At 72.8% G+C, this 7,631-nt stretch carries 6 protein-coding genes and 2 pseudogenes; 4 read left to right on the top strand and 4 right to left on the bottom strand.

Annotated elements, in window-relative coordinates:
- Positions 1–15: 15 nt before the first annotated feature.
- The gene (locus JNW87_RS31415; protein ID WP_109804186.1) at positions 16–1,332 is read right to left on the bottom strand and encodes a serine hydrolase; all 1,317 of its coding nucleotides are present in this window, start codon (positions 1,330–1,332) and stop codon (positions 16–18) included.
- Between the two features lie 94 nt (positions 1,333–1,426).
- On the opposite strand from JNW87_RS31415, the gene JNW87_RS31410 reads away from it, so the two are divergent.
- The 4 genes and pseudogenes from JNW87_RS31410 (at position 1,427) to JNW87_RS31395 (ending at position 6,257) form a co-directional block, all read left to right on the top strand.
- A complete protein-coding gene (locus JNW87_RS31410) occupies positions 1,427–1,900 on the top strand; it encodes an NfeD family protein (RefSeq protein WP_109804181.1) in 474 nt (157 codons plus the stop codon).
- Between the two features lie 5 nt (positions 1,901–1,905).
- Positions 1,906–3,011, top strand: a pseudogene (locus JNW87_RS31405) (SPFH domain-containing protein).
- 148 nt (positions 3,012–3,159) lie between these two features.
- A complete protein-coding gene (locus JNW87_RS31400) occupies positions 3,160–3,960 on the top strand; it encodes a hypothetical protein (RefSeq protein WP_109804183.1) in 801 nt (266 codons plus the stop codon).
- Positions 3,961–4,053: 93 nt separating this feature from the next.
- Positions 4,054–6,257, top strand: a pseudogene (locus tag JNW87_RS31395) (transglycosylase domain-containing protein).
- A 78-nt stretch (positions 6,258–6,335) separates the two neighbouring features.
- On the opposite strand, the gene JNW87_RS31390 reads toward JNW87_RS31395, so the two are convergent.
- The 3 genes from JNW87_RS31390 to JNW87_RS31380 form a co-directional block, all read right to left on the bottom strand.
- On the bottom strand, positions 6,336–6,746 hold the full coding sequence (locus tag JNW87_RS31390) for a GNAT family N-acetyltransferase (protein WP_109804185.1): 411 nt from the start codon (positions 6,744–6,746) through the stop codon (positions 6,336–6,338).
- Between the two features lie 30 nt (positions 6,747–6,776).
- Positions 6,777–7,202, bottom strand: a complete 426-nt coding sequence (locus JNW87_RS31385; RefSeq protein WP_236648362.1) for a thymidylate kinase — start codon at positions 7,200–7,202, stop codon at positions 6,777–6,779.
- Between the two features lie 83 nt (positions 7,203–7,285).
- The coding region (locus tag JNW87_RS31380) for a transposase (RefSeq protein WP_238454919.1) at positions 7,286–7,631 on the bottom strand (346 nt) is incomplete at its 5' end.

The following is a 7,631-nucleotide window of genomic DNA, read 5'->3' as shown; positions in this document are numbered from 1 at the left end:
GGGGTGGGGTGGTCGTCAGGGTTCCTGGTCGGGGCTGCGGGTGAAGACGAAGGTGGCGATGTCGAGGGCGACCGGACGGCCCGCCTCGTCGCGGATGACGGTGAGCAGCTCGCCGTCCTGGCCGCCGGAGCGTCCCCGCCAGCGGTCCGGGCCCTCGGGGGCGAACCGGAGCACCGGCTGACCGACCGGGCCGGCCAGCAGGTCGCCGGAGCCGTCGGGACGCAGCTCGTACTCGGCGCCCATCCACCACCAGCGGCCGGTCAGCTCGGCGAGGTCGGCCGGGGGCGGCGCGGCGGCCGGGCGCCACGGCGGCACCGCGGCCGGCTCGGCGTCCAGCACCAGGGTGAGGATCTGCCGGGCCAGCCCGACGATGTGATGGCCGCCGCGCAGGCCGTACGAGTTGGCGAAGTCGACCACGGCGGTGCGGCCGGGCCGGTGGACGGCGAGCCCGGCGACGTACCCGGGCATCGAGCCGCCGTGGCCCACGTACACGCGGTCGGCGACCCGGTAGAGCTCAACGCCGAGGCCGTGCCCGCCGGTCCACGAGTCGAGGTCGCTGATCACCACCGGCGCGCACATCTCGGTCAGGGTCCCCGGCGCGAGCACGTCCGGCGCCGGGTCGGCCAGGAACGCGGCCCAGCGGGCCAGGTCCTCGACGGTGGACCAGAGCTGTCCGGCGGGGGCCATCGCCCCGGTGTCGGTACGCGGCTCCTCGCGAAGGGTGTCGTGCCAGGGGTGCACGATATAGCCGCGGGCGTACGGCTCGGTGGGGTGGTAGGTGGTCCGGCGCATGTCGAGCGGTTCGAGGATCCGTGCCCGGAGCAGGTCGTACCAGGCGGTGCCGGTGATCCGCTCCAGCACCCCGCCCAGCAGCCCGTACGCCAGGTTGGAGTAGTGGTACACGTGGTGCGGCGGGTAGGCGATCTTGTCCGGGGTCAGCCCGGCGACCAGGGTGGCCAGGTCGACCCCCTCGGTCCGCTCCCACCAGGACCCCTCCGGTTCTCGCTGCAGGCCGCTGGCGTGCCCCAGCAACTGGCGCAGGGTGAGCGCGCCGACCGGGGTGCCGGGCAGGTGCCGCTCCAACGGGTCGTCCAGGGCGAGCCGGCCGGCGTCCCGTTGCTGCATGACCAGCACCGCGGTCATCGTCTTGCTGATCGAGCCGATCCGGTACTGCCGGTCGGCGTCCGGCCGCGGGTGCTCACCGGCGACCGCGAGGTGCGCGAGGGTGCCGTCCCGGACCACCCCGAGGGCGAGCGAGGGGGCCCGCCCCTCCGCCTGGGCCCGGGCGACCAGGGCGTCGACCTGTCGGGCGGTGTCGGGCAGCAGGGGCACGGCATTCTCCTCGGTGGGCACGGGTTCCGGTGCCGCCGAGCTTACTGATCATCGCGGGGCGCTGCCGCGTGCGTCGACGTGTCACGATTGCCGTGTGGACGCCGTGGTGTGGATCGTGCTGGGTGTGGTGCTGGCGGTCGCCGAGATCTTCACGACGACGCTGTTCCTGATCATGTTCGCGGCCGGGGCGTTCGCCGCCGCCGGGGCCGCCGCGCTCGGTGCCCCCGTGGCGCTGCAGGCGCTGGTGTTCGCGGTGGTCTCCGCGCTCTCGGTGGCGCTGGTCCGGCCGGTCATCCGGCGGCACGCGCAGTCCGCGCTGGAGAGCGGCGACCAGCCGTTCGGCGTGGAGGCGATCGAGGGCTCCACCGCGCTGGTGCTGGAACCGGTGGACGCCGAGCACGGCATGGTCAAGATCGACGGCGAGCTGTGGAGCGCCCGCGCGTACGACGTGACGCAGAGTATCTCCCCCGGTGAGCGGGTGCAGGTGATCAAGGTCCGGGGCGCCACCGCCCTGGTCTGGCAGGACGACATTTCCCACCCCGGTGAGCTTCCCGAAGCGAAAAGGTGAACGGTATGGACTTTGCATTGGTGCTGTTGGCCGCCGTGGCGTTGATCGTCGTGGTGACGCTGATCAAGGCGGTGCGCATCGTGCCGCAGCAGCGCCAGGACGTGGTCGAACGGCTCGGCAAGTACAAGCGCACCCTCAACCCGGGCCTCAATCTGCTGGTCCCCTTCATCGACGCCGTGCGCACCAAGGTCGACATGCGGGAGCAGGTGGTCAGCTTCCCGCCGCAGCCGGTGATCACCTCGGACAACCTGGTGGTCTCGATCGACACGGTGCTCTACTTCAAGGTGGTCGACGCGGTCCGGGCGACCTACGAGATCTCGAGCTTCCTCCAGGCCATCGAGCAGCTCACCGTCACCACGCTGCGCAACGTGATCGGTTCGCTGGACCTGGAGCGCGCGCTGACCAGCCGGGATGAGATCAACCGGCACCTCTCCGGGGTGCTGGACGAGACCACGGCCGGTGGGGCATCAAGGTCACCCGGGTCGAGATCAAGGCGATCGAGCCGCCGGCGAGCATCCGGGACTCGATGGAGAAGCAGATGCGCGCCGAGCGGGACCGCCGGGCGGCGATCCTCACGGCCGAGGGCCACAAGCAGTCGCAGATCCTCACCGCCGAGGGTGAGAAGCAGTCCGCCGTGCTCCGCGCCGACGGTGACCGGCAGGCCCGGATCCTCCAGGCGGAGGGCCAGGCGAAGGCGATCCGTACCGTCTTCGACGCCATCCACCAGGCCAACCCGAGTCAGAAGGTGCTCGCGTACCAGTACCTCCAGGCCCTGCCGCAGATCGCCAACGGCACCGCCAACAAGGTCTGGATCATCCCGGCGGAGCTGACCAAGGCTCTCGAGGGGATGGGCGGCGCGCTGGGTGGTCTGAGCCAGATGGTGGGTGACCTCCCGGCGCCGGAAGCGGCTGACCGCGCGAGCCAGGTCGAGCGCGAGGCCGCCGAGGCGGCGCAGGCTGCCGCCGCTGCGGCCCAGCAGATCCACGACGAGGTACGCGTCGCCGAGGCGCAGGCCACCGGCGGCGCGAAGCCGCAGGGGCTGCCCGCGCCGGAGCCGGTCTCCCCGGAGAGCCTGCTCAACGACCCGTCGGACCAGCGCGAGCGGGGCTGACCCGGCCGCCGTCCGAGCCGGGCGGCAAATGCGAGAAACACTCATGCGACGCCCCGGCGCCTGCCACGATCGGTCTGAGGACGGGTGGTGAGCAGGAGCCGGGGCGCCGTACGCGTCCCGCGCCGCCCGCAGGCGAGCGAGGTGACGCATGAAGGATCCGGCGAACAGTTTGTGGTCCCGGGAACCGGTGCCCGGCGCGCACGATCCCGCCGGTCCGCTGGGCACCCGGCGTACCGGGGGCGGGTTCGGGGTGCTGCCGTTCGTCTCCGACCCCGGGCCGGCCGCCCCGGCCACCAACGCGAGCTGGGCCTGGTCGGTGCGGCGGTTCGCCCGTGCGGCGGTCTGGCTGCTGCCCGCGTACGCGATCCTCTACGGCGCGGTGGCGATGACCAGTGACGGTGGCGTGGGCAACGACCCGTACCCGGCCGACGGCCGGTCGCTCTACCTGGTGGGCTGGGTGGCCGCGGTCTGGCTCGGGCTGCTCGCCCTGCTGGCCCTGACCGGGCTGCTCGCCGCCACCCGCTGCCGCCGGGTCGCCGCGGCCGGCCTGCTGGTCAGCATCGCCGGGACCGTGCTGATGCTGCCGTTCGCCGGGCTCGCCGAGCAGACCCCGGTCTTCGGGACCACCGCGCGCGGCCTGGTCCTCTTCGGCGCCACCTGCTACAGCCTGGGGTGGTTCCTCACCGGGTGGTCGGTCGCCCGGTCGGGGATGTTCAGCTACGGCGACGGGACCATGCTGATGATCGCCGCCCCGCTGCTCGGCCTCGGCGGTGCGCTGATCGGCTCGTTGCAGACCTTCGGCGCGCTCTTCGTGCTGGTCGCCGGCATCGGCATCGGCTACCGCTCGGGCCGCCTGGTGCCCGCCACCATCGCCCGGGACGCCGCCACCGCCAGCGTCTCCACCCCGGGCGTGCCCGGATCCTCCCCGAACGGCCCCCTGCCCACCTGATGACCAGCCCGTAGCTGAGAGATCGCCGTGAGGTAACTGACAGTTGCCTGGCGGGGTGGTCGGTTGGCGGCTTTCGCGGTAATCCTGGGCTGCATGCCGTCACCCCGGTCGCGCTGTCGCGGCTCTTCACCGTGCTCCTCGCCGGCGCCCTCGCCGGGCTCGTCCTCGCGGTCGCCGCGCTGCCCGGCGGCCTGCTCGGCGGGTCGGTCGCCAAGGCGGCCCTCGGGGCGTACGCGGAGCTGCCCGACGCGCTGCGCACCCCCGCGCAGCCCCAGCGCTCCTACCTCTACGCCAACGACGGCAAGACCCTGATCACCACGTTCTACGACGTGAACCGCACCGACGTGCCGCTGGCGGAGATCGCCCCGGTGATGCGGCAGGCAATCGTCTCGGCCGAGGACCGGCGCTTCTACTCCCACGGCGGGGCGGACCTGCGCGGCATCGCCCGGGCCCTGGTCGCCAACCTCCGCGGCGGCGGCACCGAGCAGGGCGGTTCCACGCTGACCATGCAATACGTCCGCAACGTGCTCAAGACCGACCCCACCAGGACGGCGGAGGAGCGGCAGGCCGCCACCGAGCAGACCGTCGGGCGCAAGATCCAGGAGATCCGGTACGCGGCCGCGCTGGAGAAGACCCTCAGCAAGGACGAGATCCTCAACCGCTACCTGAACATCGCGTACTTCGGCTCCGGGGCGTACGGCGTCGCCGCGGCCAGCCAGCGCTACTTCGGCAAGGCGCCGGCCGACCTGACCCTGGGCGAGGCGGCCCTGCTCGCCGGGCTGGTGCAGTCGCCCGACGAGTACAGCCCGATCGACGGTGACAAGGCGCGGGCGCTGGAGCGCCGCGCGTACGTGCTCGACGCCATGGCCGAGACCGGCGCGATCAGCGCGGCGCAGGCCGCCGCGGCCAAGGCGGAGAAGCTGACCCTGCACCCGACCGCTCAGCCCAACGGCTGCACCGCGGTCGCCCAGGGGCACGACGACTGGGGCTTCTTCTGCGCCTACCTCCGCCAGTGGTGGCTGACCCAGCCCGCCTTCGGCAACACGGTCAAGGAGCGCGAGCAGGCGCTGCGCCGCGGCGGCTACACCGTGGTCACCTCGCTGGACCCGAAGGTCCAGCAGACCGCGCAGCAGCAGGCCACCGGCGTCTACGGGTACGACAACAAGCGTGCCCTGCCGATCGCGGCGGTCGAGCCGGGCACCGGCCGGGTGCTCGCCATGGCGGTGAACCGGCACTACAGCCTGGACGAGAACCCGGCCGGGCAGGCCAACCACCCGAACACCGTTAACCCGCTGATCTCCGGCGGCGACAGCGTCGACGGCTACCAGGCCGGCTCCACCTTCAAACTCTTCACCATGCTCGCCGCGCTGGAGGCCGGCAAGCCGCTCTCGACCGGCTTCGACGCCCCGAGCAAGCTGCCCACCCGGTACGCGGCCGAGGGCGAGGGCACCTGCGACGGCAAGTGGTGCCCGGCCAACGCCAACCCGGCGTGGATGGACGGGTACCGGATGATGTGGGACGGCTTCGGCCGCTCCGTGAACACCTACTTCGTCTGGCTGGCCGAGCAGGTCGGGCCGGCGAAGGCGGTCGAGATGGCGCAGCGGCTCGGCATCAGGTTCCGGGCCGAGTCCGACGCCGCCTTCGCCAAGGACGACGCGGAGAACTGGGGCGCGTTCACCCTCGGGGTGGCCGCCACCACCCCGCTCGACCTGGCCAACGCGTACGCCACGGTGGCCGCCGAGGGGACGTACTGCACCCCGCTGCCGGTGGTCTCGGTGACCGCCGCGAACGGTGCGAAGGTGGCCGTCGGCCAGCCGTCCTGCAAGAAGGTGCTGGACACCGACGTGTCCCGGGCGGCCACCGACGCGGCCCGCTGCCCGGTCGGCCAGCAGTCGGCGTACGGGCAGTGCAACGGCGGCACCGCGACCTCGGTCGACCGGATCGTCGGCCGGCCGGTGGCCGGTAAGACCGGTAGCTCCGAGCAGAACGCCACGGAGACCTTCGTCGGCTTCACCCCGCAGGTGGCCGTCGCCGGCATCGCCGCCAACCCGGACGACTCGACCGACCTGGTCGGCTCGCCGGTGCAGGCGAAGGTGATCGACGCGGTGGCCCGGGTGATCAAGACCGCGGTCGGCGGTCAGCCGGTGAAGGACTTCACCGCGCCGAGCCGTGAGCTGGCCGGCGACCCGCAGCGGCCGAAGCCGCAGCCGACCCCGCGGCCCCACCAGCCACGACAGGAGCAGGACCGGGGCCTCCCGTCGGACCTCCTGCGCTGGCTCCAGAACCGCCGCGGCTGACGGACAGCTTGAGATCTTGGGCAGTTGCCGGTCACGACCGGCGACTGCCCAAGATCCGTTCCTCGGGCGGGCGTCGCCTCAGCGGGGGCCGACGCGGAACATGCCGGTCAGGTCGTCGTGCACCGCGTACCCGAACCGGCGGTAGAGGCTGACCGACTCCCCGGCGGCGAAGAGCCCGACGAACGTCCGGGACGAGGCGCGCGCGGCGATCCACTCCTCCAGCCGGCCCAGGATCGCCGCGCCGACCCCGCGCCGCTGCCGCTCCGGCAGCACCGCCAGGTCCTGGAGGTAGTAGTAGATCGCCCCGTCGCCGACCAGCCGGCCGAGCCCGATGACCCGGTCGCCCTCGACCGCGACCACCCCGTGCAGTGAGGCGGCCAGCGAGGCCGGGATCGCCGCCCGGTCGTACGCGTCGGCCCAGCCGACGCCGGACGTGACGGCGACGAACTCCCCGACGGTGGGCAGCCGGTCCACCAGGCGGAACTCCATGATCGACAATGTAGCCCGGCGGGCGCGCGGTCAGCGCCCGACCAGGGGCGACACCACCCGGTCCAGTGCCGCCGCCTCCTCGTCCGGGTCGCCGTCCCCGTCGACCACCACGAACGTCCCGAATTCCGGCAGCGCCCGGTAGGCGGCGTCCAGCGCCCGCAGGTGCGCCAACTCCTCGGTGTCGATGCCCCGGGCCGCGACTCGGTCCTTCGCCACCGTCGGTGAGGTGGCCAGGAAGCAGACCACGGTCGGCCGGGGAAAGAGCGCGTACGCGGCCCGGACCGCCCGCCCGCCGCGGTCGCCGCGGGCCGCCATGATCACGTACTGGCACCAGGTCCAGCGGTCCAGTACCGCCGTCCGGCCGGTCACCCGGGACCAGAGCAGCGTGCGGCTCATCGCCAGCGCGCGGATGGTCGCCTCCAGGGCCGGGTAGCGGGTACGGCCGAACAACGCCACGCCGTCGCGCCGGCCGAGGGCCAGGGCGAGTCGGTTCCACAGCGGGCGCCCGCCGGCGTTCTCGAATTGACGTTCTCTCCGCCCTAGAGTGCGGAGATTCCCTCCACGTTGCGTGTGGAACACGCGGTGTGCGGGTGGATTCCTGCTTCTCGGCGCGGTGCCGGCAGGGGTGCCGGTCTTACCTGCGCTCCACAGGCGTTTAGGCTCTCGGCGCGTCCCGCCGCGAGGATGTTGATCGCCGCGTTGACGTCCCGGTCGTGGACCGCCCCGCATGGGCAGGTCCACGATCGGACGGACAGCGGTTTGGGTCCGTCGAGCCGCCCGCACGTGGAGCATGTCTGCGATGTGGGCGCGAACCGGCCGATCCGGCGGAAGCTGCGCCCGTACCGTGCGGCCTTGTACTCCAACATGTGCACGAACTGTGTCCAG

It is taken from the genome of Micromonospora sp. ATA51 (assembly GCF_016802855.1).
GTDB lineage: Bacteria > Actinomycetota > Actinomycetes > Mycobacteriales > Micromonosporaceae > Micromonospora > Micromonospora sicca.
The sequence above is the reverse complement of the archived record's forward strand: the minus strand, read 5'-3'. Positions and strand labels throughout refer to the sequence as shown.

Coding starts and splice junctions, on each gene's coding strand:
- JNW87_RS31390 (WP_109804185.1), bottom strand. CDS start 6,746: ATGGAGTTCCGCCTGGTGGACCGGCTGCCCACCGTCGGGGAGTTCGTC.
- JNW87_RS31400 (WP_109804183.1), top strand. CDS start 3,160: ATGAAGGATCCGGCGAACAGTTTGTGGTCCCGGGAACCGGTGCCCGGC.